The sequence below is a fragment of the Actinomycetota bacterium genome (assembly GCA_018830725.1).
Lineage (GTDB): Bacteria > Actinomycetota > Humimicrobiia > JAHJRV01 > JAHJRV01 > JAHJRV01.
On sequence record JAHJRV010000089.1, the window covers coordinates 1 to 25,163 of the forward strand.

Genomic DNA, 25,163 nt, shown 5'->3' on the forward strand with positions numbered 1-25,163 from the left:
ACTAATAGATGCACTTTATGAACAGGATGATGTTCAGGAGATTTATACAAATTTTGAAATACCAGATGAATTAATGGAGAAACTTTGAAAGCATTAGGAGTTGATCCCGGAACAGCAACAACAGGTGTGGCAATAGTGGAAGAAAGGAAGGGAAAATTAAATGCAGTCTATTATGATTGCATAAAAACTTCAGCAAAACTTCCCATTTCACATAGATTAAATATAATATATAAAGGTATAAATGATATCATTTATACCTATTCTCCCGACTGTTTAGCAGTTGAGGAGTTATTTTTTAGCAGTAATGTAAAGACAGCTATTTCTGTAGGTCAAGCAAGCGGTGTAGTTTTGCTTGCCGGGCATCAAAATCAATTAGATGTTTATAAATATACACCTTTACAAGTTAAAAAAGCAGTAGTTGGTGTTGGAAATGCTTCTAAAAAACAGGTACAATATATGGTCAAAGCCATATTAAAAATTGGTGACGAAAAAATTAAGGACGATGCTGCAGATGCTTTAGCAATCGCTATATGTCATTTAAACTGGAAAGGAAACAAAGAGTTACTCTTAAGGTGAAAAATTGATAGGATTTATTAAAGGAAAATTAGCTATTAAATCAACTGAATATGTATTAGTTGATGTAAATGGAGTAGGTTATCAGATATTTATTTCTTCAAAAACATTATTGAGTTTACCCAAGGAAGGTAATGAAATTATTTTTTATACATATACATATTTGAGAGATGATAATCTAAGGTTATACGGTTTTTTAAATAAAGAAGATAAGAAAATGTTTGAAAATCTTCTACAAATATCAGGAATTGGTCCTAAAGTAGCATTAGCAGTTCATTCCGTCTTTAACTCAAATGAGTTTAAGGAAGCTATTTTAAATCAGGATGTTGATTTAATAAGAACTATTCCAGGAGTTGGTAAGAAGACTGCTTTAAGACTTATTTTAGAATTAAGAGAAAAGCTTGAGCTACCTGAACTTGAAAAAATCACAAAAGTTGAGATACCTGATAAAGTATTAGTTATTATGAAAGAAGCTAAACAGGCATTAAGAAATCTTGGATTTAAACCATCTGAAATAAATGCATCACTGGAGGGGTTTCCAACTGAAAGAGAGGAAGAAATTACTGTAGAAAAGTTAATAAGATATGCTTTAAAAAGCTTAAGAGGATATTAAACTCTAATTAAAATAATGAAAGATTTGAGCTTAGTCTTTCCCTTCGTTTCACTCGAGGGTCGATTCCTCTCCCCTGGTGGGAGAGGGTTGGGGGAGGGTGAATTATCCTCTCCCCTGGTGGGAGAGGGTTGGGGAGAGGGTCGAAAAACTATCAAATTATAAATAAGATATGAAAGAAGATAAATTCATGAAAGAAAAAGTAACAGATATAAAACTTCATAAATATGATATTGAGTTAGATAAGGAACTTAGACCAAAAAGGATGAAAGATTTTATTGGTCAAAATAAAATTAAGGAAAATCTAGCTATTTATATTGAAGCAACTAAAAAAAGAAAAGAGGCGTTAGACCATGTTCTTTTGATTGGTCCACCAGGTCTTGGAAAAACAACTTTAGCAGGAATTATATCTAATGAGTTAGGTGTAAATGTAATAACAACTTCGGGGCCAGCTATTGAAAGAGCTGGTGATTTAGCTTCTATTCTTACAAATATTGAGTCGAATAATGTTTTGTTTATTGATGAAATACATAGATTGAATCGAGCGGTAGAAGAGATATTGTATCCAGCTTTAGAGGAATTTAAAATAGATATAATGATTGGTAAAGGACCTGGAGCACGCTCATTAAGATTAGAATTAAAACCTTTTACACTTGCTGGAGCTACAACAAGAGCAGGTCTTATTTCTTCTCCTCTTAGAACAAGGTTTGGAATAACAATTCGCTTGGATTATTATAATGTTGATGAAATAGAAAAAATAGTTAGAAGGTCTGCTAAAATATTAAATGTGGAAATAGATGAAAAAGGTTCTTTAGAGATAGCTAAAAGAGCAAGAGGTACTCCAAGAGTAGCAAATAGACTTCTAAAGAGAGTAAGGGATTATGCAATTGTTAAAGCAGATGGAAAGATAAATAGAGAAGTAGCTCTTGATGGTTTAGAATTGTTAGATGTCGATGAAGAAGGATTAGATAATCTGGATGTAAAAATAATTAAAACTATAATTTACAAATTTAATGGTGGTCCAGTCGGTTTGAGCACATTGTCAAGTTCAATTGGAGAGGAATCAGAAACAATTCAGGAAGTTTATGAACCATATCTTTTACAGCAGGGATTTATACAAAAAACACCGAGAGGTAGGGTAGCCACGAAAATTGCATATGAACATCTAAATGAGGAGTATAAGAAGGAAGACCAGCTTTTTTAATTATTTTCTTCTATTACTTTTTAAGATTAAACCTATTAAAATATACTACTAACTGCATATATTTCCACTATAAAAAAAATAAAAAATAAATATTTTGGAAGATTTATATTGTGTCATTGCGAGGAGCATAAGCGACGAAGCAATCTTAATGAAATTAAATTTTATGAAAGTTTCTGATTACTATTACCATCTTCCTAAGAACTTAATAGCACAAGAACCATTAAAGGAAAGAGATAAATCCAAACTTCTTATCATGGATAGAAGCAAAGGTTCTATAGAAGAGGATGTTTTCTATAATCTTACAGAATATTTAGGTGAAAATGATTGCCTTGTTTTAAACAATTCAAAGGTGATTCCTGCAAGGTTATTTGCCACAAAAAAAGATACTGGTGCAAAGATTGAAATATTGTTACTGAGTGAGCTAAAGAAAAATCTCTGGACTGCTCTAATTAAACCATTTAAAAGAGTGAAAAAAGGTACGATCTTAGTTTATCCATCTAAAATAAGTACAAGAGTGTCAAATTTAAAATCTATTATTGAAGAAAAGGTTGGAGAAGGAATAGTAAAAATAAGATTTTTTTATGAAAATTCTTATAAAAAATTTGAAGTTGAGGGAATGCTGTTAGATAGAAAAAAAGAAATTGTATCAAACAAGAAATTAAGGATAGTAGATGAGAAGAATCTTAAAAAAGATATATTTTCTTTAGGTATAACTCCGCTTCCTTCATATATTAAAAATCCAAATATACCACTTAAAAGGTATCAGACAATATATGCAAAAAAGGAGGGTTCTGTAGCTGCACCCACTGCTGGTTTACATTTTACAAATGAAGTTTTTAAAAGAATCAGTAAAAAAGGTATTAAGATTGCTACCATTACATTACATGTAAGTTTGGATACCTTTAGACCAATTAAAGTTGATAATGTTGAAAATCATATTATACACAGTGAAAAATTTTATTTATCAGAAGAACAATCAAAACTAATAAATAATGTAAAAGCAGATGGTGGGAAAATTATAGCTGTAGGAACTACTACAGTGAGAGCTTTGGAATCTGCTACCAAAGATGGAGAAATTAAACCATTTTCTGGAGAAACTGATTTATTTATTAAACCAAATTATAGATTTAAAATGGTAGATGGAATTATAACTAATTTTCATCTTCCATGTTCAACACTGTTTATAATGATCTGTGCATTTGCTAATAAGAAAATTGTAATGAATGCATATAATTTAGCAATTAAGAAAAAGTATAGGTTCTACTCATTTGGTGATGCGATGCTTATTTTATAAAAAATAATTTAGGTATAATATCGCAATCCTTTGTTATACGAATTATAATTTCAATTATCTTTAATAAATATATTTCAATAGAATAAATATATATAAATATAAATTTTAATTAATTCTTAAAGTATGGGAAATAAAAAATTTAAATTCAAAATAATACATGAGGATAAAAATAGTGATGCAAGGTTAGGTGAGATAATAACGCCTCATGGTAAAATTAATACTCCAGTTTTTTGCCCTGTTGGAACAAGAGCAACAGTTAAAGCTATGACCCCTGAGGAGTTAAGAGATATTGGAGTTCAAATTATTTTGGGAAATACATATCATCTATATCTTAGACCAGGAATAGATGTAATAGAGAAAGCAGGAGGATTGCATAAATTTATGCACTGGGAAGGACCAATACTTACGGATAGTGGTGGTTATCAGGTTTTTAGTTTAAATCAAACATTTAGAATTGTTAAAGATGGAGTAGAATTTAAATCAATAATTGACGGATCAAAACATTTTTTTAGCCCTCAAAAGGTTATAGAATTGCAAAAAAGAATGGGTTCAGACATAATGATGATGTTGGATGAACCAGTTAATCCCGATTCTGATCATGATTACACAAAATTAGCTATGATCAGGACATTAGATTGGGCTAGAATGTCAATAAATAGTGTTAGAGATTATCCAGGAGCTTTATTTGGTATTATTCAGGGAGGAATGTATGATGATTTGAGAAAGGAATGTTCAAAAAGAATGTTGGAGTTGAATTTTGATGGTTACTCTATAGGGGGACTTAGTATAGGCGAGCCAAAAGAATTAACATTTGAATTAATGGAAAAAACTGTAAATGAAATACCAAAAGAGAAAGCACGTTATTTTATGGGATTAGGAGACCCTGAGGGAATAATAAAAGCAGTTTCCTTGGGTGTAGATATGTTTGATTGTGTATTAGCAACAAGAATAGCAAGAAATGGGGTAGCAATTACTTATGAAGGTAAGTTGAATATAAAAAATTTTAAATATAAAATGGACTTTAACCCCCTAATACATGATTGTAATTGTTATTGTTGTAAGAATTATAGCCGTGCTTATATAAGACATCTGTATATATCAAATGAGATTTTAGCCAGTAGGTTACTAACAACTCATAATCTTCATTTTATGATTAATTTAATGAAGGATATCCGAAGAGGAATAAAGGATGGAACATTCTCAGAGATAAAAAGGAAATATAAAAATTATGTTTGGAATAGAAATATAATTTAAGAAATATAATTTAAAAATTTTTATGAAAGGAGAGACATGAGTATACAATTGGTGGATTTTTTAAACAAGTATGGTTACTATATTTGGATTGCTGCATTTGTTGCTATTTTTTACTTTACCCTAATACTTCCTCAAAAAAGAAGACAAAAAAGACACAGTAAATTGTTGGAGAGTTTAGAAGTAGGCGACAAAGTAGTTACTATGGGAGGAATATTTGGTACCATTAAAAAAGTCTTTGATAATAAGGTATTGATAACGGTTGCTCCAAATGTTGATATTGAAATTGCCAAAAACGCAGTAAGCAGAAAGTTAACTAAATAATAAAAATAATAAGGTAAGGTTTTATGGTTGATAAGAATATAACAATTAAAGAGATTAAAAACAATACTATCATAATTTCATATATAGCAAAAGCTGACAAAGTTATGGAAGCTATGGGTTATACCGAACATGGTCATCGACATGCGGACCTGGTATCAAATATAGCTTTCAATATACTTGATAGATTAGGTTATAGTAAACGAGAAGCTGAACTTGCTTCAATTGCTGGATATCTTCATGATATTGGAAATATGGTAAATAGAAAAAATCATTATTTAGTGGGTGCATTGATTTCTGGCGATATTCTTGGGAGGATGGGTATGAATCCGGAGGAAATATCGTTAATTATGAGTGCTGTGGGAAATCATGAGGAGGAATCTGGCTTTGCGATTGATGCAATCACAGCTGCATTAATACTTGCAGATAAATCTGATGTTCATAGAAGTAGGGTGAGAAGGGAGTTAACAGAAATTGCATTTGATATACATGATAGAGTAAATTATGCAGCAACCCATTCATTTCTTAGAGTGAATAATGAGGAAAAGAAAATTACACTTGAAATAGAAATTGATACAAATATTAGTCAGGTTATGGATTATTTCGAAATATTTTTGAAAAGGATGACAATATGCAGAAAAGCTGCAACAACATTAGGATGTGAATTCGAAATCATTATAAATGATGTGAAGCTTTTATAGTGATATATATAATTTATAATATTCCAAATAGTTTTAAATTTTAATAGAGAGTGTAAATTGATAAACAGATTTTGGCATATAACAATAATAATACTTTTTTTGGTAATGGTTGCTGGAGCCTTCTATTTAATCTATCCCCCAAATGAGAAGATAAAGACAGGGCTTGATTTATCAGGTGGAATTCAGATAATTCTATCACCCGAAGAAGAACAATCAGAAGATTCTATTAGGGAAGCTTTTTTAATAATTAAAGATAGAATTAAAAGACTTAAAGTAGTTGAACTTAAAGTAGTTGAATCAAGGGTGACAATGGATGAATCTAAAAGGATACTGGTTCAGTTGCCAAAAATTGATAATCTGGAAAGTATTATAAGTGTTATCAAAAATAGAGGTTATCTTGAGCTTAAGATAGTTAAGGGAATAGATATGGGATTGAAATATATTGAAAAAAAAGAGGAAGAATCCCCCAAAGCAGAAGAGGAAACGAAAGATAAGGATAAAGAGACTACAGATGGAGGTGCTAAGATTTCTCCTGAGGAGATTGAGCAAACTACTTCAAGGATTTTAGACAAACTCAAGGAGCAATTGGGAGAAGAAAATATTGAATACGAAAAGATAAATGACTTGGAGTTCAATCTTAAATTAAAAGGGGCAAATTTACAAAACACTTATATAGTCATCTTACAATTAATAATGGGGGAAATATCAGAATCGGAAACTATTGAGAGAATAGAGATAACAAAATATGATCCAATTTATGGTGATGCAGTTGCAATCAGTGGACATTTAAAAGATGTAAAACCAATACCTGCTCAACGTGAGTATCAAGAAATAAAAAATTCTGTCATTTTGAATTTAGATAAAGAATTGGAAAAAAGATTTAAAAGTCTACTTGAGCAAAACATTGGAGACGATTTATCAATAGTTTTAGATGGGGCTTTTAGAACTATTACAGATATCAGTGAGGAAACCATTCCAACTGAAGAAGCGAATTTGCTTTATATACCTAATATAGAAACATTTGAAGAGGCTGAAAATATTGCAACAATGCTACAAACTGGCACTTTACCAATCAATTTTAAAATTGATAACAAAATAGATGTGGGACCAACTTTAGGGGAAGATATCGTATATAAATCTTTAATAACAATATATGTTGGATTTGCATTACTCTTAATATCTATGCTGATATATTATAGAGGCTTGGGATTAGTATCAGTAATTAGTTTAGTTCTGTTTTTAATACTTCTTTTTTCATTGATGACTTTAGCGAAAGTTATGCTTACAGTCTCTTCATTTTCTGGCATATTTTTGGCAGTGGGTGTATATGTTTTTTCAAATATTTTAATATACGAGAAAGTGAAAGAAGAATTAAAAAAAGGTAGATCTATAACAACAAGTATTGATTTTGGTTTTAAGAATTCATTAAATGATATTTTTTATATTAATATGTCAATATTTATTATTGCTTTAGTGCTTAATAATTTTGGAACCAAACAAGTAAAAGGATTATTACTTCCTGTAGTTATTGGTTCTATATTAACAATAATTACTCTATTCACTTTTACCAGATCCAGTCTTCTATTATCTTCAGGTCTTTTACAAAAATATTCACTAAAGCCATTCTTAAGAAAAAATGTTATTTAAAGTAAGTTAAAATTTTATATAAGGAGATATAGCAGAGTGAATTTTGATTTTATAGCTAAGAAAAGAATATTGTTTATGTTATCAGCTATTATAATAGTTTTAGGATTGATAAGCTTTTTATTGAGGTGGGGTCTTGATTTTGGAAAAGATTTTAAAGAAGGTACCTTAATTGAGGTAAATTTCAAAGAACCAATTGAAATAAAAGAGATTAGAAATATACTTAAAAAAAATAATTTTACTGCTGATGTTATTCAATCTATGGATGAAAAAAAGTATCAGATTGAAGTATTTACGGGTGAAGATAAAAAAGATGAGATAAAAAATTTATTTATAGAGTCGGGTCTGATAGAAGGTGATATTAAAGTAAATAATATTTTACCTTTTCATAGTAAAGATATATTTGTGAAAATATTGTATTTAATTTTAATTGGTACAGTAATGCTATTTCTAATTGGCTTAATTAAGAAAGAATTCATATTAGCATTAGTCGCTTTTATCACCGCCATTTTTAACTTATTATTAACATTAAGTGTTTTTTCTATATTAGGTAAGAAAATATCGATTACTATGACTATATCAATAATAATTATTTTTATTTACTCGATTGGTCTGATTTTAAATATAATCAATAGAATAAGTAAAAATAAACTTCTTATAAAAAGCATTGGTTATAAAAAAATGATAAATTTGAGTTTAAAACAAGCATCAGGAGTATCTTTAATTGCTTTAATTGCTGTTCTGATCTCACTTATAGGCTTGATAATCTATAGTGAAGGTTTATTTAGAAATTTAGCCATTCTATTAACATCTGGTTTTATCGTAATAACATTTTCCTCGATTTTTACTTCTGGTTCTCTCCTGGAAATCTTAAACCAATATTTTTCAAAGTATAAATAACATTATTTTGTTTAAAACTTAAATCCTTTTTTGCATTTTAGAAATCCCAGTATTAAAATTTAATAAAAGTTTTATAATAATTATTTAATACATATTTGTGACTTATTTTATAAAATAAGATTATGAAAAAAAATGTGAAAGAGCTGGAAAACTTAATAAAAAAGGTAAAAGAGTATAATCCCAATGCTGATCACAAAATAATTACAAAAGCATTTAATTTAGCAAGGGAAAAACATGATGGACAGCTAAGGGAATCTGGTGATCCTTTTATCTCACATCCATTGGGAGTAGCAGATATAGTCGCAGATTTGAAATTGGATACAACTTCTATTGTTTGCTCTATTCTTCACGACATAATAGAGGATACAGATATTTCATTATCATATGTAGAGAAAGAGTTTGGCAAAATTGCAGCGATAATAGTAGATGGCTTAACAAAGATAAATAAAATATCATTTGAGACTGTTGAAGAAGAACAAGCTGAAAACTTAAGAAAGATGATGATAGCTATGTCAGAGGATATAAGAATCATTCTTATAAAGTTGTCTGATAGGCTACATAATATGAGAACATTATCTGCACTTTCTTTAGAAAGACAAAAGATAAAAGCAAAAGAGACAATAGATATCTTTATACCACTTGCGCATCGATTGGGTATATCTCAAGTTCAAAGAGAATTAGAGGACTTATCTTTTAAATATTTATATCCAAAGAAATTCACTGAAATTGTTAGTATGGTTAAACAAAGGCAAAAGTCGAGAGAAGATCAGATAAATCTGACTATCAATATTTTAAAAGATAAATTAAAGAGTTTTGGTATTGCAGCTGAAATAATTGGTAGAGCAAAGAATTTCTATAGTGTTTTTATGAAAATTACAAAACGTAGAGTAAATTTTGAAGAAATATATGATTTAACAGCAGTTAGAGTAATTGTGAATGATTTAAAAGATTGTTATGGTACTTTGGGCATTGTTCATTCATTATGGAAACCCATTCCTGGAACCTTTAATGATTATATTGCAAATCCAAAGTTCAATCTTTATCAATCATTGCATACTTCTGTTATAGGTCCTGATGGAAAACCTATAGAGATACAAATTAGAACATGGTCAATGCATAGAACTGCGGAATATGGAATAGCAGCACACTGGAAGTATAAGGAAAAAACAGTAAAAGAGGATAAAGAGTTTGATGAGAGAATGTCATGGTTAAGAGAGATGCTTGAGTGGCAGAAGGAACTCTCAGATCCTAAGGATTTTATGGAATCGTTAAAACTTGACCTTTTTCATGATGAGGTATTTGTTTTCACTCCAAAGGGGGATGTGGTCAGACTCCCATTGGGTTCTACACCTATCGATTTTGCTTATCATGTACATACCGATATTGGTCATAGATGCATTGGAGCGATGGTTAATAATAGGATGATCTCCCTGGAAAGGCTCCTTAAAAGTGGGGATATAGTTGAAATATTGACCTCAAAAACTGCTGGTAAGCCAAGTAGAGATTGGTTAAATGTTGTAAGGACTGTTAGAGCAAAAGGAAAAATAAAACAATGGTTTAGAAAGCAAGAAAGAGAGGAGGATAAGACTGTTGGAAAAGAGCTTTTAAGTAAAGCTTTAAGGAAACAAGGGCTTTCTTTACACGCTGTTGATCAGGATATACTTTTGAAAATTGCACAAAATCTTGGCTTTGATAATATAGATGGTCTATTCACACAGATTGGAGCTAGAAAAGTTTCATACATACAGGTTTCAACAAAAATTATAAATGCTATAAAGAAATCAATTGAGCCCGAGCAGGATAGATTAAAAACTGAAGAAATTATACAGGAAGCACAGGAAAGAGAATATACAAGCTCAGTTGTTGTAAGTGGGATGAATGATTTAATTGTAAATCTTTCCCATTGTTGTAATCCCGTACCAGGTGATGATATAATCGGCTACATAACTCGAGGAAGAGGAATTAGCGTTCATAGAACAGATTGTACAAATATCAAATTTTTATCTAAAGATTCTGAGAGATTTATAGAGGTTATATGGGATTTAACTAAACCCTCACTTTTTAAAGTTGAGATAGGTATAGATGCTATAGATAGAATTAACCTTTTAAGAGATGTTACAGAAGTAATTTCAAACTATAATCTAAATATAATAAATATAGCTGTTAGAAAAAAAGTAGAAAAGGATATTACTATTATATTGACTTTGGAAATTGGAGATGTAATTTTACTTAATAAATTATTGGAGGATTTAAAAAATATTGATTCTATATACGATAGTTATAGAGTTGTTCCAGGGATGGAGAGATAATGCATAGTAATAAGAAGATAATACGTAGCAATGGAGAAATAATGCATAAATTAGAGATTAAAAAATTTACTTTAGGCTATTTTGCTGTTAATTGTTATATTGCTTATATTACAGATTCAAAGAAAGCATTAATTATCGATCCTGGTGCAGAACCTCAAAAAATATTAGATTTTATTAATGAAAAAAAATTAAAAGTTAAATATATAATAAATACTCATGGTCATTATGATCATATTGGTGCAAACAATGAAATAAAATCTGTGCTTAATGCTCCAATTTGTATACACACCTTGGATAAAGAATTACTTCATAGTCCAATGAGTAATTTGTCATTATTAACTGGCAAGCTTTATAAAGTTAATGCAGATAGAGTTATTGAGGAAGATGATGAATTTAAAATAGATGATAAGGTATTTAAAATAATACATACACCAGGTCATACTCGTGGTAGTATAAGTGTTATGGTCGATGATATTATATTTTGTGGTGATTTAGTTTTTAAAGATGGAATTGGTAGAACAGATCTTTTTGGTGGATCTTCAAAGGATCTGGCTTTGTCTATTAAGAATAAAATATTTAGCATTAATGATGAGGTAAGATTATATCCAGGTCATGGTCCGGAAACTTCAATTAAAGATTTAAAAGAAAATAACTATATGGTCAATTATATTTTAAAATCAGAATTATCTAACTTTTAAAAGGAGAAAATTTTGAAATTTCAAACACCGAGGGGAACCAGAGATATATTATCCCCTGAAGTTGAATTTAGAAATTATATATTTAAAAAATCTCGCGAGCTTTTTGAGATTTATGGATTTAAAGAGATAGTAACTCCAACTTTTGAGCGTACAGAAGTATTTACAAAAGGGATAGGGGAAGCTAGTGATATAGTTTCAAAGGAGATGTACACATTTAAAGATAGGAAAGGTCGATCTTTGACTCTAAAACCTGAAGGAACAGCTCCAGTAGTGCGTTCATTTATACAAAATAAAATGTATGGTAAATCTCTGCCTATAAAGCTTTATTATTGTGGTCAGATGTTTAGATATGAAAAACCTCAAGCAGGGAGAGGCAGAGAATTTTCCCAAGTAGGAATAGAAATTTTAGGTACAAGTGACCCTCTTGCAGATATAGAGACTATTGCTTTAGTCATGAATCTATATAAGGAATTGGGAATTGATCAAACTAAACTTATTATAAATAGTATGGGTTGCAGGAATTGTAGAAAAAAATATTTACAAGATTTAAACAAATATTTAGAAATAAAAAGTAAAAATCTGTGCGAAGATTGTAGTTTCAGGATAAAAAAGAATCCATTAAGGGTATTTGATTGTAAGGTTGATCAATGTAAGAAAATATTATCTAAATCTCCAATTTTAAGAGATTATTTATGTAATGAATGTGAAGATCATTTTAAAAATGTATTAAATGGATTAGAAAGTCTAAAAATAAAATGGCAATTGGATAACAGATTGGTAAGAGGATTTGATTATTACACAAAAACAGTTTTTGAAGTAACTGCACCTAAATTAGGTGCACAAGATGCTATATGTGGTGGTGGAAGATATGATTATCTTATAGAGGATTATGGAGGTCCTCTAACTCCTGCTGTTGGAGTAGCAATAGGCGTTGACAGAACAGTACTTGTTATGATGATGATGGGTATAAAACCATTTTCTGAAAAGAATATACAGGTTTTTTTAATTGCTTTAAATGATACAGCTAAAAAAAAGGCAATTGTTCTTCTTGATGATTTAAGAAAAAATAAGATTCCATCTGATATGGATTATGGAAATAGAGGTATTAAAGGTCAATTCAAGATGGCAGACAGATTAAAAGCAAAATATGTATTAATTTTAGGTGAAGATGAACTAAGAAATAACGAAGTATCATTAAAGGAAATGGATACAGGAAAACAGTCTATCATAAATTATGATGATGTAATAAATTATTTAAAAGAAAAAATAAAAGAGAGTAACTAAATGGAAGATAAAAAATTTAGGATTTCAGATCAGATTTTGCATAATTCACCTATAAGGAAAAATAAATATAGGAATATTTGGTGTGGAAATATTTCAAAAAAAGATATTGGACGTACGGTTAAAATAAGTGGTTGGGTTCATAGAAGAAGAGATTTAGGTAATCTCACTTTTATAGATTTAAGGGATAGAACAGGGATAGTTCAAGTGGTATTTGATCCGGATATAAGCGAAGAAGATCATAATTTATCTAAAAAATTAAGAGCTGAATTTGTAATTACTATCGAAGGAAATGTGAGGAAAAGACCGGTTGGCACAATAAATCCAGAACTCAGAACTGGTGAAATAGAAGTAATAGCAGAAAAACTTAAAATATTGAGTGAATCGAAAACACCACCATTTTTAGTTGAAGATGATACAGAAATAGATGAAAAATTAAGATTTAAATATAGATATCTCGATTTTCGAAGACCAGGTGTTATGAATATACTTGTTATTCGAGACCAGATGGCAGTAGCCATTAGAGAATATTTAAAGGGTCAAGGTTTTATTGAGGTTGAGACTCCCATTCTTGCTAAAAGTACTCCTGAGGGAGCAAGGGACTATTTAGTTCCAAGTAGAATACATAAAGGAAGTTTTTATGCTTTACCTCAATCACCTCAGTTATTTAAGCAAATACTAATGGTTTCAGGATTGGAAAGATATTTTCAAATAACAAGGGTTTTTAGGGATGAAGACTTGAGAGCAAATAGACAACCAGAATATACACAGGTAGATATTGAGATGTCTTTTGTGGATGTTGAAGATATTCTTAAAATAAACGAGGAGATGCTTAAATATGTATTTAAGAAATGTTTTAATATAGAGTTAGTTTTACCTTTTGAAAGAAAAAAATATTTTGATGTAATTGAGAAGTATGGAACAGATAAACCAGATATAAGATTTGAAATACCTATAGTGGATATAACTGATGAGCTTTTATCTACTGATTTTCAGCTTTTTAAAAATGCTATTGAAAATAAAGTTAGAATAAAGGGTATAAATGTGAATGATGCTGCTAATTTCTCCAGGAAGAAAATAGATACTCTTTCAGTGGTGGCTAAGGATTTAGGTGCCAAGCAGATTTTTTGGATAAAAGTAAGGGAAAGTGGAGAGTTACATTCATCTATTGCAAAATATCTTAAAGATAATGAAAAAAGAGCAATATTGGATAGATTTGAAGCGAAATCGGGTGATTTAATTATTCTTATAGCTGATTTATCAAGTAAAGCAAGTACAATTTTAGGTCAGATAAGATTATATTTAGCCAATGAATTAGATTTGATTCCTGAAGATACATATAAATTCTTATGGGTGTATGACTTTCCCTTATTTGAATGGGATGGTGATGAAAAAAGATATCAACCGATGCATCATCCTTTTACTTCACCAACAGAAGAAACCATTGAGTTTATAAAAAATGATCCTTTAAAAGTAAAAGCAAAAGCTTATGACTTGATATTAAATGGAGTAGAAATTGCAAGTGGTTCTATAAGAATTAATAATAGTAATTTACAAAAGGAGATTTTTAGAGTTTTAGGTCATGATAAAGATAAAGTGGATAGTAACTTCGGATTCTTATTAAAAGCTTTTCAATACGGTGCTCCACCTCTCGGCGGAATTGCGTATGGATTTGATAGATTTGTTGCTGAGGTATTACAGAAAAAAAATATAAGAGAAGTAATTGCTTTTTCCAAAACTCTTAGAGCCATATGTCCATTAACTGGTGCACCTGATAAAGTAACTGATGAACAGTTAGAAGAGCTGAATATAGATATAAAGAAAAAATAAAAAAAAATATTAAAAATTTTTTAATTGAATAAGAAATAGTTTTATGATAATATAATTTCAGACCTACCTTGTGCGTAGTTTGTTGTCTATTTGAGCCAACAAATTGACATAGGGAGCTAAATCTTTGGCAATGGACTTGATGCCTCCTCAGTGTGGAACAATGAAGTTGTCAAGAAGGCACCCACCTGCTGAGAGTGGGTTCAAAGATTAGCGAATTACGGCAAGGTGGGGTTATTTTTTTAAATATGATTTTTTTATTCCCCTGTTTAAAAACCATCTTAATTTTCCTAATAAGAAAAATAATTATGATATAATCAAAAAAAATTTATATAATTCTAATTAATGTATTTTCAAACTTAAAAACAGTAAAATATTTTATGGAGGGTGAGTATGGCTTTTTCGAATTTTGAAATTGCAGTTTTAATAGCTTTTGCAATATTTATTATTATTTCAATAATTTTAACAATAAAGATAGTTATCACACTAAAGTTATTAAGTAAAATGCTTACTGAATTGAGAAAAGAGATTACACCAAATTTAAGGAAATTAAGTACTACATTAGACAATGTAAATACAGAATTGGATGGTGTTGATAAAATAATAAACACAATTTCTAATGTAGTAAATAGAGTTGATTCAACAACTAAATTTGGTCAAGAAATGATTATTTCTCCAATTTCTAAAGCAGCAGGAATTTTGGCAGGTCTACAAAAAGTAGTATCAAAAATGAAAAGTGGAAAGAATAAAGAGTAAAATATTATAGAATCATTGATAAATAATATTCATATAGTTAAATTTTAATTTATAAAATTATGTGATGGAAAAATATAAAAGAATTGCTTTAATAATATGGACTATAATAGGTGCTTTAATTATACTATTTTCTTTTTTTTATCTATTGTCGAAGTTAAAACCAATCTTTACCCCCATCTTAATTGCAATTGTTTTAACATACCTATTAGACCCAATAGTAAAATTTTTTGAAAAGAAAATTGCGAGAATTGGTTCTATAATAATAGCTTTTTCCATTTTTTTTCTTATAATTGTACTATTCTTTACCTCTCTCATTCCTATGCTTATTGGTCAATTTAAAAATTTTGGGCAAAAAATTCCTGATTATTTAAAAACCGTAGAAGCAGGTTTATTATCATATGAAAGATATTATCAAAGAGTTATTAAAACTGAACAATTAAAAGAAATACTTGATGAGATAACTAATCAATTAAGGGATTTTATAATATCAATTGCAGTCAAAGCACCAGAATTTACAACAGATATTTTGAAACTTCTCTTTAATATTTTTATTGCAATACTTTGTTCTTTTTATTTACTAAAAGATAGGGATAAGTTAAAAGAAAGTTTATTTAAAATTATACCTGCAAAATACTCAGATGAGATCAGCTTAATACTAAGAAAAGCAAACAATTCTATCTCAATCTTTTTCAAAGGGCAGTTAATGGTAGCATTAATTATTACAGTTTTTTATTTCATAGCACTATCCATTTTTAGAATTGAATTTGCTCTTTTCCTTGGATTAGTAGCCGGTCTATTTAATATAATACCTTACATTGGTCCGATAATTGGAACAATCCCAGCAGCATTAGTGGCATTTTTTGATTCACCATGGAAGGCCTTGGGTATTATTATTGTCTTTATTGTAATAAATTGGATAGAAGAGTTAGTAATCAGACCAAAAATATTAAGTCAAAGGTTGGGTTTACATCCACTAATAATAATTTTTGCTTTAATTGTTGGCGGATTTCTTTTTGGTATGTTGGGACTCATTGTAGCCATTCCCATAGCTGCATTTATTCAAGAATTAATTTACCATTATCTTTTAAAGCAAGAAAGGGTCTAAAAAGGCGTCAGTCCTTGACATCGCAATAAGGTGTTAAGTCTTGCATTATAACAATAATGGATAAGAATAATAAGTTAAGTGCCAGGTCTTGACATAGACATATCAGCTTTGGGTATATTTTCTCAACTATTTATCCTCTCCCCTGGTGGGAGAGGTAAGGAGAACTTCTCTTATGATTCCCCTCCCTTTATGGGAGGGGGTAGGGGGAGGGTAAAATGTCTTCGAAGGTATATCACAAAGCTATTATTAAAATTAAATTTATGAGATTATTTATTATTTTTTTTAAAGTAGTAATATTAGAGGTATTAATTGAAAAGTACGGTTATTAGAGATAGATTTTTAAAATTCTTTAAAGATAAAAATCATTCAATAATTCAATCATCAAGCTTGATACCAGTAGATGATCCCACTGTTCTTCTAACAACTGCTGGTGTGCAACAGATCATGCCTTTCTTTTCAGGATTAAAAGAGCCTCCATCAAAAAGATTAGTATCCTGTCAGAAATGTTTCAGAACAACTGATATTGATAATGTAGGTTTAACTCCAAAGCATCTTACTTTTTTTGAGATGTTGGGAAATTTCTCAATTGGTGATTATTTTAAGGAAAAATCAATTTATTGGGCATGGGAATTTCTTACCAGGGAATTAAAAATTGATTCGGATAAATTATGGGTAACAGTATTTGAGGGAGACGAGGAGATACCTGTAGATGATGCAGCAATTGCGATGTGGAAAGAAGTTGGAGTTAGCCCCAACAAGATTTATAAATTTGGAAAAGATGATAATTTCTGGGGTCCGCCTGGGGAAAAGGGACCATGTGGTCCATGCAGTGAAATACATTTCGATAGGGGAGAACAATACGGATGTCAGAAAGATAAATGTGGACCTAATTGTGAACAGTGTGACAGATTTATAGAAGTATGGAATTTGGTTTTTACACAGTATAACTTTGATGGAAAAAAATATGATCTTCTTCCTCAAAAAAATATAGATACGGGAATGGGTTTAGAGAGATTAGTATCTATTATGCAGAATGTAGAATCTGTTTTTGATACTGATCTATATAAGGAAATAATAAAAGAAACTGAAAGGTTATCAAATAAGAAATTTAATGTATGTTCCGACCTTGATAGGTCATTTAGAATTATTGCTGATCATCTAAAGGGAGCAACTTTTTTAATTAGTGATGGAGTTTTTCCTTCAAATGAGGGAAGAGGTTATGTTTTAAGACGAATTATAAGAAGAGCAATTACTAATGGAAAGAGTTTGGGTATTAAAGATGAGTTTATAACAAAGATATCAGAAATAGTTATAAATATAATGAGTTCTGTTTATCCAGAACTTAAAGATAAAAGAGATTATATACTTGATGTGTTAGAAACAGAAGAAAAAAAATTTCATAAAACACTTATTGAGGGCACTAAGATTCTTGAAGAAAATATTAAGCAATTAAAGAAGTTAAAAAAGTCTGTAATACCTGGTGATATTGCTTTTAAATTATATGATACATACGGTTTTCCGATTGACTTAACAAAGAATATAGCAAATAAATACGATTTTACTACTGATACAGAAACATATCGTACTTATATGGAAGAACAGAAAAATAGATCTCGTTCTGTGAAAGGTTTTTTTGATAAAGACGAAGAAGCTTTAAAACTCTATTCATCTATTGTAAAGGGTAAAAAAATAAAGTTTGTTGGGTATGAAAAAGATTTTGTTAAAACTGATGTAGTGGGGATAATATCTAAAGGTGTTGAAGTGCAAAAAGTATCTAAAGGTGATGAAGCGGGGATTATAATAAGTGAAACTCCATTTTATGCTGAAAAGGGTGGCCAGGTTGGTGATATTGGTCATATAGTATCAGAAACTGGAAAATTTAGTGTAGATAATACATTTCCCATTGATGATATTCTAAATTCACATCAAGGAAAGGTAATTGATGGAGAAATAAAAATAGGGCAAATAGTTGAAGCTAAAATTGATATTAAAAATAGAATTTCAATATCCAAAAATCACACAGCTACTCACTTACTTCATTGGGCTCTCAGAACAGTATTAGGTGATCATGTGAACCAATCTGGCTCTTTAGTAGAAGCAGGAAGATTAAGATTTGATTTTACACATCATCTATCACTATCAAATGAGCAGAGGGAAAAAGTGGAGAATTTAGTGAACAAGATGATATTTGCCAATCACGACGTAAGAGCATATATAACAACACTGGATTATGCCAAAGAAATAGGCGCTATTATGATATTTGAGGAAAAATATGGTGATTTTGTAAGAGTTCTTGAAATAGGTGATTTTTCTAGAGAACTCTGTGGAGGGACACATATTGCAAAAACTGGCTCCATCGGTCTATTTAAAATAATAAGTGAGGGTTCTATAGGATCAAATTTGAGAAGAATAGAAGCAATTACTGGCAGAGAAGTAATTGAATATATAAGTAAACAAGATAAAATTATTTCTTCTCTTTCAGAATTATTATCGGTCGAGAAATCGGATATTATAGAAAAAATAAAAAAGCTTATTGATGACTTAAAGAAAAAAGAATCTGAATTGGAAGAGATCAGAAAAAAAACGATCTCATCTGAGCTTGAAGCTATTTTAAATAAATATGAAGAAAAGAATGAAATAAAGATTTTTTCTGGTCTTTTAAAATTTAGAAATATTAAAGACTTACAATCGATGGTAAGAACTATACAGGGAAAATTTAAAGATAGTTTTGTAGTACTTGGTTCAAATTTAACAAATAAAGCCATTTTAGTAACATCTGCTTCAGGAAAGGCATTGGAAATTGGTATAGATTGTAATGAAATAGCTAATGCTATTTCTAAATATATTGATGGTGGAGGTGGTGGAAAGAAAGAATTTGCTCAAGTGGGTGGAAAAAATACAAAAGGAACAAAATTAGCTATTGATAAAGCAATCAAGATAGTAGAAAGTTTACTATAAAATATTATTAAAATTGGAAAGTATTGTATTTGTTTTTAAAAAATTTAAATATGAAAAAGATGGGTTTAGATTGGGGTGAAAAAAGAATAGGTATCGCAATATCAGATGAATTGTTATTTTTTGCCCATCCCTTAGAAATAATAGAAAATTCTTCTAAAACAAAATCTATTTTAAAGAATATTATTCAGAAAGAAAATATTGATGAAGTGGTTGTCGGTTTACCTATTACTTTGAGAGGTGAAATGGGTAAACAAGCAATAAAAATTAAAGAACAGGTTGAAGAAACTTTTAAAGATATGACAGATATAAAGATAAAGTTAAAATTCTGGGATGAAAGAATGTCAACCAGACATGCAAATAGATTATTAAAAGAGGTAGGGCTTAGAATTAAGGATAGAAGAAAGATTAAAAAATTGGATGATAAAATAGCAGCAAGCTTAATTCTTCAAGGTTATTTAAACTATTTAAAAAGAGAAAATGAAGGAATTTAAAAAATTTATTTTAGCAGTATTTATAATAATTTTAATTTTATTAGTATTTATAGAGTCTTATATTCTAAAAAATTTTTTTGGAGTTCTATTTAGACCACATGATGGTAGGGGAAATATAGAGCTTGCAATTGAAGAGGGTATGTCAATTGATAAGATAGTAAATATCTTAGAAGAAAAGAAAGTAATTAAGAATGCCTGGCTCTTTAAATATTATGTTAAATATACGAAAAAAAGTACGGAAATTAAATCTGGTAAATATATATTTGATATCAACTCCTCATATGCAGTAGTTCTTGATAAATTAATTCAGGGACCTCCTCAGCCAGAAACATTTACATTGGTAATCCCAGAAGGCTTTACTTTAGAGCAAATTGCTAATAGAGTTGAGGAAATATCTCTCATTTCTAAGAGAAACTTTATATGCGAAGCAATACCAGAAGAGTTCAATTATAATTTCTTAGAAGATGCTGAAAGCTTAGAAGGATTTTTATTTCCAAAGACATATACATTTTTAAAGGAAACATCCGCTCATAACTTAATAGATACATTGTTAAAACAGTTTGAAACAGAAACTAAAGATTTAGATTTTAGTTTAGCCAAGCAGAATGGTATAAATATTAAAGATATAATAACTATTGCTTCATTAATTGAGAGGGAAGTATATATCGCTGAGGAGAGAGAATTAGTTTCTGCTGTTATTTATAATAGGCTTGAAATAGACATGCCACTCGCAATAGATGCAACATTAAGATATGCTCTTTCAAAATGGGATGATGAACTAACCATATCTGATTTAAATACTGACTCTCCTTATAATACAAGAATATATAAGGGACTCCCTCCAACAGCAATTTGTAATCCTGGAATAAAGTCGATAAAAGCAGCACTTGAACCTGCTGATGTCGACTATTTGTATTTTGTTGTTGATGATCCAGATTCACATAGCCATTTTTTTACTAATTCTGAAACTGAATTTTTTAATTTCTTAAATAGTTTAGAAAGGTAATATGAGAAAGTCTAAATTATGTCCTCATCTTTATTATTCCTCAATATATACTATAGATTTAGACAATATAAAATCATTAGAAATAAAAGGATTAATCATTGATTTAGATAATACAATATTACCTCATCAGCACCTTATAGTTTCAGAAGAGATTAAATCCTGGTTTAAAAATCTAATAGAAAGAGGATTTAAAGTATGTGTTATTTCAAACAACTCTGTTAACAAAGTAAAAAAAATAGCGGCTAAACTTCAGGTACCATTTATATTTAATGCTGTTAAACCCCTTCCATGGTCTTTCAGGAAAGCAACTAAAATTTTAAGCTTAGATAAAAAGTATATTGCAATTGTTGGAGACCAGATGTTTACAGATATTTTGGGTGGAAACTGGTTTGGAATATTTACGATTTTAGTAAAGCCAATGAATCCTTATGAACATTGGTGGACAAGAAAATTAAGAATATTACAAAAAAAACTTTTAAACAGATTTATATCTAAAGGAGAATTAAAATATCTAAATTAAAATAATTTTAATTAATAATAATATAATTTGAAATTTTAACAATTTTGTTTTTTTTTTATTAATTATTATTTAAAAGGTATTTTGATTATATTTATATATTTTGGTTAAAATGGCTGATAAGTATCTACATATTATAGTAAAAGGTTATGTACACGGAGTTGGATTTAGATTCTATGCTATTAGATATGCGGATAAGTTAAATATTAATGGTACTGTTAGAAATAAATATGATGGCAGTGTGGAAATATATGCTGAAGGAAAAGAGGAAGATATAAATAAATTTATCGAGGTAATTAAAACAGGACCAAGATCAACTGTAATCAGAGAAGTCATAATTGATGAATATAAAAAATCAAGAGATTATAATACATTTAATATTATCTTTTAATCAAAATTTATGTTTTTCAAGAAAGCTAATAATAAAAGAGATAAAAATAAAAAAGACGATAGCTTTAAGATACCTCTCTCTGCAAAAGATGCAGCTCTGGCTTCAATAGTGGGAGCCATCTATGTTGTTCTTACATTGGGTTTTGCTCCGATTAGTTTTGGGCCTATTCAATTTAGAATTGCTGAGATTTTAACAGTACTTCCATTTCTAAGGGCATCTACAGCCTGGGGACTATTCGCTGGTTGCTTAGTAGCAAATATAATAGGTGGATTAGGACCATGGGATATAATTTTAGGTAGTCTTTGCACTTTAATTGCTGCTTATTTAACTTCAAAAATGCCAAATATCTGGCTTGCTCCATTACCTCCGGTAATAATAAATGCTTTTGGTGTTAGCCTTTATCTTAGTAAAATTTTCGGATTCCCCTATTGGCTTACAGTGTTATCAATTGGAGTTTCTGAAACAATTATCTGCTATTTATTAGGTATTCCTTTACTTTATTTTCTTAAAAAGCAAAACTTCTTAGAAGAATACATCTTTAAACAATAATATACTTATTTAATAGTAATTATACGAGTTAAAAACTTTTTATTCTCTTGAATTATAATGATTTAAAGTTATATACATGAAATATAGAACATTTTTTATTCCTAAAGATAGCCCAATTCATAAATTAAACCCACTAACCAAATTAACTGTTTTAGGCTTTATTATAGTCTCTCTGTATACTCTAAATTGGATTCATTTTCCAATACTTCTTTTTTTATTAATAATTTTCCCTATTGCCTTTTTGGGAAGAATTTCTAAAGAATTTTTTAAAATAATTTTAAAAGTGGGATTACCTTTAATTTTATTTGTGTTTGCATTTCAAATCGTTTTTTATCCGGGTGGAGAAAAAGTTATATGGGAATTTTCAGTTGTAAAAATAAAATTAGAAGCAATAATATTTTCATATTTATTAGGAAGTAGAATATTGGTCATAATTTCTTCTTTTTTAATATTTCTTCTCACCACAAATCCAAGTTATATTATGAACTCTTTAATTTCGATAGGGTTTCCACCAACGATATCTTATGTTATTTTATCTACTTTAAATATATTTCCTTATATACAATCAAAAGCAAATTCTATATTGGATGCTCAAAAATCAAGAGGTTTAGAGGTAGAGGGTAATATTTTTATAAAAATTAAATCTTTAATTCCATTAATAACTCCATTACTTTTTAGTTCAATTTTAGAAGTTGAACAAAGAGCTTTAGCTCTTGAGGTAAGAGCTTTTAACTCACCGCATCCAAAAACATCAATTTTGAAAATAAAAGACTCATTGCCACAAAAAATTTTTCGAATAATAACTTTACTACTTTGTTTAATATTAATTATCTATAAATTTTATTTAGTAATTTTTTAAATTTACAAATAGTAGTTTTGATATTTTTTTATATTAATACTTTATAGAGAGAATTTATGGCTATAAAAATAAAAAACTTAAGTTACAGTTATTCGGGCGCAAAGAAAGAAGCTTTAAAAAATATTAATATAGATATTTTTGATGGTCAATTATGTGGTGTATTAGGAAGAAATTTAACTGGTAAATCAACATTATGTTATGCACTTACTGGATTTATACCACACTTTTTTAAAGGAAGCATAAAAGGAAAAGTGCTTATTGACAATTTAGATACAGCTAATTTACCTCTTCATAAAATTGTAACTAAAGCGGGATTAGTCTTACAAAATCCATTTAACCAATTATCAGGTGAAAAATTTACAGTATTTGAAGAAGTAGCTTTTGGTCTGGAAAATTTAGGAGTTTCTCGAAATGAGATGATAGCAAGGGTTAAGGAGATTCTTAGAAAAATAAAAATTTATGATTTGAAAGATAGATCACCCTATCATCTTTCAGGGGGTCAACAACAATTAGTTTCTATAGCTTCTGTTTTAGTGATGAAACCTAACATTTTAGTTTTAGATGAACCGACCTCTCAACTTGACCCAATTAATAGTAAATTGATATTTTCATTGGTTAAAGAGTTAAATAGAGAGGGAATAACAATAATAATAGTTGAACATAAAATAGAAGAGATAGTTGAATTTGCAGATAGAATTCTATTAATTGAAGATGGTGAAATATTATTAGATGAATCTCCTCATGCAATATTTAAATCTCTGAAAAAATATGAAAATTATATTAAATATATGAGACCACCCTGTTATGTAGAATTGGCTCAAAAAATAGAAGAAGAAGGTCTTTGGGAAAAAACCAATGGTTATCCCATAACATTTGATCAAGCAAAAAAAGAATTTGAGGTGTAATTTGCCAAAAATATTAGTGGAGAAATTAGAATTTACTTATCCATCAGGTTTAAAAGCATTAAAAGGAATAGACTTAAAGATAGAAAATGGTGAATCTGTTGCTGTAATTGGAGAAAACGGTTCTGGAAAGACTACTTTAGTTAAGCATTTAAATGGACTCTTAAAACCATCATCTGGTAAAGTATGGATAGGAAAAAAGAATACTAAAATTTATACAACTGCTGAACTTTCAAAAACTGTAGGATATGTTTTTCAGAATCCTGAAAACCAGTTGTTTAAAGAAACAGTAAGAGAAGAATTAATTTTTGGACCTAAGAATATTGGATTTTCAGAAGATAAAATTAAAGATATAGTAGAAAAGATAGCTCATTTGACTGATATTTATGATATTTTAGATTCAAATCCAAGAGAATTAAATTTTTTTCAAAAACAATGGGTGGCAATTGCTTCAACATTGATAATGGACTCTAAGATTTTAATTCTTGACGAACCAAATACCAGTCAGGATTTTCTTGGTGTAGAAAAATTAATAAAATTGATAAATAACCTTTTGATAAAAAATAATACAGTTATAACAATTACTCATGATTTAGATTTTGCATTAAAAATTTCAAATAGATTTATAGTTATTAGTGATGGAAAGATATTACTAGATAACACACCTCAAAATATTTTTGCAAAGAAGCAAGAATTAATTAAAGCAAATCTTATTCCTCCTCCCATACCGAGATTAGGAATATCACTCGGTTTTAAATATCCTCCATTAAATATTGGTGACTTTATTAATATGTATAGCTCCTCGCAATAACAATAGGATTTAAATTAACACATTATTATTTATTAATATCTTAGGAGTCATGAGTTAATATACAAGTAATAATCTTTAACATTTTATTATTGTAACAACATTTTAAAAATTAACTATTGACAATTCTATTTTTTTTAATTAGTATTTCACAGAACATAAATAAAGTATAATTATTATAAGAAGTTGCATATCTTAAATTAGAAGT

Annotated in this window: 24 protein-coding genes and 1 other RNA gene; all 25 read left to right on the plus strand. The window is 29.0% G+C overall.

The annotated features are described in order from the left end of the window. Nucleotides 1-84 precede the first annotated feature (84 nt). A complete protein-coding gene (ruvC, locus tag KKC53_04080) occupies nt 85-576 on the plus strand; it encodes a crossover junction endodeoxyribonuclease RuvC (protein MBU2598345.1) in 492 nt (163 codons plus the stop codon). A gap of 4 nt (nt 577-580) precedes the next feature. After that, entirely contained in the window at nt 581-1,186 is a 606-nt protein-coding gene (gene ruvA, locus KKC53_04085; GenBank protein MBU2598346.1) for a Holliday junction branch migration protein RuvA, read from the plus strand. Nucleotides 1,187-1,373: 187 nt separating this feature from the next. Further along, the gene (gene ruvB / locus KKC53_04090; protein MBU2598347.1) at nt 1,374-2,387 is read left to right on the plus strand and encodes a Holliday junction branch migration DNA helicase RuvB; all 1,014 of its coding nucleotides are present in this window, start codon (nt 1,374-1,376) and stop codon (nt 2,385-2,387) included. 163 nt (nt 2,388-2,550) lie between these two features. Continuing rightward, entirely contained in the window at nt 2,551-3,681 is a 1,131-nt protein-coding gene (queA, locus tag KKC53_04095; protein MBU2598348.1) for a tRNA preQ1(34) S-adenosylmethionine ribosyltransferase-isomerase QueA, read from the plus strand. Nucleotides 3,682-3,804: 123 nt separating this feature from the next. Then, complete coding sequence (gene tgt, locus KKC53_04100; GenBank protein ID MBU2598349.1) at nt 3,805-4,935, plus strand: tRNA guanosine(34) transglycosylase Tgt; 1,131 nt, start codon at nt 3,805-3,807, stop codon at nt 4,933-4,935. A 36-nt stretch (nt 4,936-4,971) separates the two neighbouring features. After that, nucleotides 4,972-5,256, plus strand: a complete 285-nt coding sequence (gene yajC / locus KKC53_04105; GenBank protein ID MBU2598350.1) for a preprotein translocase subunit YajC — start codon at nt 4,972-4,974, stop codon at nt 5,254-5,256. 23 nt (nt 5,257-5,279) lie between these two features. Next, a complete protein-coding gene (locus KKC53_04110; protein ID MBU2598351.1) occupies nt 5,280-5,954 on the plus strand; it encodes an HD domain-containing protein in 675 nt (224 codons plus the stop codon). A gap of 57 nt (nt 5,955-6,011) precedes the next feature. Beyond that, complete coding sequence (locus KKC53_04115; protein ID MBU2598352.1) at nt 6,012-7,601, plus strand: hypothetical protein; 1,590 nt, start codon at nt 6,012-6,014, stop codon at nt 7,599-7,601. Between the two features lie 36 nt (nt 7,602-7,637). Then, entirely contained in the window at nt 7,638-8,498 is an 861-nt protein-coding gene (locus KKC53_04120) for a hypothetical protein (GenBank protein MBU2598353.1), read from the plus strand. Nucleotides 8,499-8,620: 122 nt separating this feature from the next. After that, the gene (locus tag KKC53_04125; protein ID MBU2598354.1) at nt 8,621-10,807 is read left to right on the plus strand and encodes a bifunctional (p)ppGpp synthetase/guanosine-3',5'-bis(diphosphate) 3'-pyrophosphohydrolase; all 2,187 of its coding nucleotides are present in this window, start codon (nt 8,621-8,623) and stop codon (nt 10,805-10,807) included. After that, nucleotides 10,807-11,505 (plus strand): MBL fold metallo-hydrolase, encoded by a 699-nt coding sequence (locus tag KKC53_04130; protein ID MBU2598355.1) that lies wholly within the window; start codon nt 10,807-10,809, stop codon nt 11,503-11,505. The genes KKC53_04125 and KKC53_04130 overlap by 1 nt, the downstream gene beginning before the upstream one ends. 12 nt (nt 11,506-11,517) lie before the next feature. Further along, nucleotides 11,518-12,789, plus strand: a complete 1,272-nt coding sequence (gene hisS, locus KKC53_04135) for a histidine--tRNA ligase (protein MBU2598356.1) — start codon at nt 11,518-11,520, stop codon at nt 12,787-12,789. Continuing rightward, nucleotides 12,790-14,616, plus strand: coding sequence for an aspartate--tRNA ligase (gene aspS / locus KKC53_04140; protein MBU2598357.1), 1,827 nt, complete (start codon nt 12,790-12,792; stop codon nt 14,614-14,616). 57 nt (nt 14,617-14,673) lie between these two features. Continuing rightward, a non-coding RNA gene (ssrS, locus tag KKC53_04145) (6S RNA) lies at nt 14,674-14,852 on the plus strand. Between the two features lie 154 nt (nt 14,853-15,006). Continuing rightward, a complete protein-coding gene (locus KKC53_04150; GenBank protein ID MBU2598358.1) occupies nt 15,007-15,369 on the plus strand; it encodes a hypothetical protein in 363 nt (120 codons plus the stop codon). A 64-nt stretch (nt 15,370-15,433) separates the two neighbouring features. Next, nucleotides 15,434-16,474, plus strand: coding sequence for an AI-2E family transporter (locus KKC53_04155; GenBank protein ID MBU2598359.1), 1,041 nt, complete (start codon nt 15,434-15,436; stop codon nt 16,472-16,474). A gap of 309 nt (nt 16,475-16,783) precedes the next feature. Next, nucleotides 16,784-19,432 (plus strand): alanine--tRNA ligase, encoded by a 2,649-nt coding sequence (gene alaS / locus KKC53_04160; GenBank protein MBU2598360.1) that lies wholly within the window; start codon nt 16,784-16,786, stop codon nt 19,430-19,432. A 29-nt stretch (nt 19,433-19,461) separates the two neighbouring features. Further along, nucleotides 19,462-19,923: a Holliday junction resolvase RuvX gene (ruvX, locus tag KKC53_04165; GenBank protein MBU2598361.1), complete on the plus strand. Its 462-nt coding sequence runs from the start codon at nt 19,462-19,464 to the stop codon at nt 19,921-19,923. Then, a complete protein-coding gene (gene mltG / locus KKC53_04170) occupies nt 19,910-20,929 on the plus strand; it encodes an endolytic transglycosylase MltG (GenBank protein MBU2598362.1) in 1,020 nt (339 codons plus the stop codon). Before ruvX ends, mltG begins: the two co-directional genes overlap by 14 nt. Nucleotide 20,930: 1 nt before the next feature. Then, the gene (locus tag KKC53_04175) at nt 20,931-21,449 is read left to right on the plus strand and encodes a YqeG family HAD IIIA-type phosphatase (protein ID MBU2598363.1); all 519 of its coding nucleotides are present in this window, start codon (nt 20,931-20,933) and stop codon (nt 21,447-21,449) included. Nucleotides 21,450-21,558: 109 nt separating this feature from the next. Beyond that, on the plus strand, nt 21,559-21,837 hold the full coding sequence (locus KKC53_04180) for an acylphosphatase (GenBank protein MBU2598364.1): 279 nt from the start codon (nt 21,559-21,561) through the stop codon (nt 21,835-21,837). Between the two features lie 9 nt (nt 21,838-21,846). Beyond that, on the plus strand, nt 21,847-22,386 hold the full coding sequence (locus tag KKC53_04185; GenBank protein MBU2598365.1) for a QueT transporter family protein: 540 nt from the start codon (nt 21,847-21,849) through the stop codon (nt 22,384-22,386). A gap of 76 nt (nt 22,387-22,462) precedes the next feature. Further along, entirely contained in the window at nt 22,463-23,245 is a 783-nt protein-coding gene (locus KKC53_04190) for an energy-coupling factor transporter transmembrane protein EcfT (GenBank protein ID MBU2598366.1), read from the plus strand. Between the two features lie 56 nt (nt 23,246-23,301). After that, nucleotides 23,302-24,150 carry an energy-coupling factor ABC transporter ATP-binding protein gene (locus KKC53_04195; GenBank protein ID MBU2598367.1) on the plus strand — a complete coding sequence of 283 codons (849 nt, stop codon included), beginning with the start codon at nt 23,302-23,304 and terminating at the stop codon, nt 24,148-24,150. A 1-nt stretch (nt 24,151) separates the two neighbouring features. Then, on the plus strand, nt 24,152-24,958 hold the full coding sequence (locus KKC53_04200; protein MBU2598368.1) for an energy-coupling factor ABC transporter ATP-binding protein: 807 nt from the start codon (nt 24,152-24,154) through the stop codon (nt 24,956-24,958). Nucleotides 24,959-25,163: the final 205 nt, after the last annotated feature.

What these genes read in the sequence shown, in the direction of transcription:
- aspS (MBU2598357.1), top strand. Translation starts at nt 12,790, where the DNA reads ATGGAAGATAAAAAATTTAGGATTTCAGATCAGATTTTGCATAATTCA.
- KKC53_04195 (MBU2598367.1), top strand. Translation starts at nt 23,302, where the DNA reads ATGGCTATAAAAATAAAAAACTTAAGTTACAGTTATTCGGGCGCAAAG.
- KKC53_04110 (MBU2598351.1), top strand. Translation starts at nt 5,280, where the DNA reads ATGGTTGATAAGAATATAACAATTAAAGAGATTAAAAACAATACTATC.
- KKC53_04130 (MBU2598355.1), top strand. Translation starts at nt 10,807, where the DNA reads ATGCATAGTAATAAGAAGATAATACGTAGCAATGGAGAAATAATGCAT.
- KKC53_04150 (MBU2598358.1), top strand. Translation starts at nt 15,007, where the DNA reads ATGGCTTTTTCGAATTTTGAAATTGCAGTTTTAATAGCTTTTGCAATA.
- tgt (MBU2598349.1), top strand. Translation starts at nt 3,805, where the DNA reads ATGGGAAATAAAAAATTTAAATTCAAAATAATACATGAGGATAAAAAT.
- KKC53_04125 (MBU2598354.1), top strand. Translation starts at nt 8,621, where the DNA reads ATGAAAAAAAATGTGAAAGAGCTGGAAAACTTAATAAAAAAGGTAAAA.
- KKC53_04155 (MBU2598359.1), top strand. Translation starts at nt 15,434, where the DNA reads ATGGAAAAATATAAAAGAATTGCTTTAATAATATGGACTATAATAGGT.
- yajC (MBU2598350.1), top strand. Translation starts at nt 4,972, where the DNA reads ATGAGTATACAATTGGTGGATTTTTTAAACAAGTATGGTTACTATATT.
- KKC53_04180 (MBU2598364.1), top strand. Translation starts at nt 21,559, where the DNA reads ATGGCTGATAAGTATCTACATATTATAGTAAAAGGTTATGTACACGGA.
- queA (MBU2598348.1), top strand. Translation starts at nt 2,551, where the DNA reads ATGAAAGTTTCTGATTACTATTACCATCTTCCTAAGAACTTAATAGCA.
- KKC53_04175 (MBU2598363.1), top strand. Translation starts at nt 20,931, where the DNA reads ATGAGAAAGTCTAAATTATGTCCTCATCTTTATTATTCCTCAATATAT.
- KKC53_04190 (MBU2598366.1), top strand. Translation starts at nt 22,463, where the DNA reads ATGAAATATAGAACATTTTTTATTCCTAAAGATAGCCCAATTCATAAA.
- ruvB (MBU2598347.1), top strand. Translation starts at nt 1,374, where the DNA reads ATGAAAGAAAAAGTAACAGATATAAAACTTCATAAATATGATATTGAG.
- mltG (MBU2598362.1), top strand. Translation starts at nt 19,910, where the DNA reads ATGAAGGAATTTAAAAAATTTATTTTAGCAGTATTTATAATAATTTTA.
- KKC53_04185 (MBU2598365.1), top strand. Translation starts at nt 21,847, where the DNA reads ATGTTTTTCAAGAAAGCTAATAATAAAAGAGATAAAAATAAAAAAGAC.